This window comes from Methylorubrum zatmanii, assembly GCF_014845115.1.
GTDB lineage: Bacteria > Pseudomonadota > Alphaproteobacteria > Rhizobiales > Beijerinckiaceae > Methylobacterium > Methylobacterium zatmanii.
The window spans coordinates 1-877 of the sequence record NZ_NKUI01000320.1 but is presented as its reverse complement, the minus strand read 5'-3'; the positions used below and the strand labels follow the sequence as shown (position 1 = coordinate 877).

Below are 877 nucleotides of genomic sequence, written 5' to 3'. Positions count from 1 at the left end.
TGGCGCCTGCATCATGCTCTCGGCCGAGGCCCGGCTCGCCAAGACCGACGCGCTGCTGACCGCCTGCTCGGTCGCCGCCTTCGGCGCGCTCGCCCGCGCTTGGCTCGGGCGGGCCCGGCTGGAACGGCCCCGGGGGCCGGCCTCCTTGAACACCGCGCTGATCTTCTGGACCGGCCTCGCCCTCGGCATCCTCGTGAAGGGGCCGATGGTGCCGCTCTTCGCCGGCTTGGCCGCCCTCGTCCTCGCGCTCCGCGAGGGCTCGGCCCGCTGGCTGCTCGACCTGCGCCCGCGCCTCGGGCTCGTTCTGACGCTGCTCGTCGTCCTGCCCTGGTTCCTGGCGATCGCCTGGAAGAGCGGGGGGGCCTTCTTCGGTGAGGCAGTCGGGCACGACATGCTCGGCAAGGTCGGCACCGGGGCCGAGAAGCATTGGGGGCCGCCCGGCGCCTACGCCGTCGCCTTCTTCGCCACCTTCTGGCCGGGGGCGGCCTTCGCGGTGCTGGCCCTTCCCTTCGCCTGGGCGCGGCGGCGGGAGGATGCGGTGGCCCTGCTCATCGCCTGGATCGTGCCGATGTGGCTGATCTTCGAGGCGGTGCCGACCAAGCTGCCGCATTACGTCCTGCCCTTGATGCCGGCGGTGGCGATCCTCACCGTGCTGGCCCTGACCCGCGGCGGCCTCGATCCGCGCCGCGCCGGCGCGCGCTGGGTGGCGGGCCTCGTCGTGCTGATTCCCGCCGGCCTGACCATCGGCCTGAGCCTCGCCGCGTGGCGGCTCGACCACGCCTTGCCGCTCGCCGCCCTGCCGCTGCTGCTGGCCTCCTGCGCCCTCGCTGCCTTCTCCTGGTCCGCCTTCACACTCCGGGCGGGGGAGGCCAGCAGC

Annotated in this window: 1 protein-coding gene; it reads left to right on the top strand. The window is 74.3% G+C overall.

Annotated elements, in window-relative coordinates:
• The coding region (locus MZTS_RS24345) for an ArnT family glycosyltransferase (RefSeq protein WP_425492779.1) at positions 1-877 on the top strand (877 nt) is incomplete at both ends.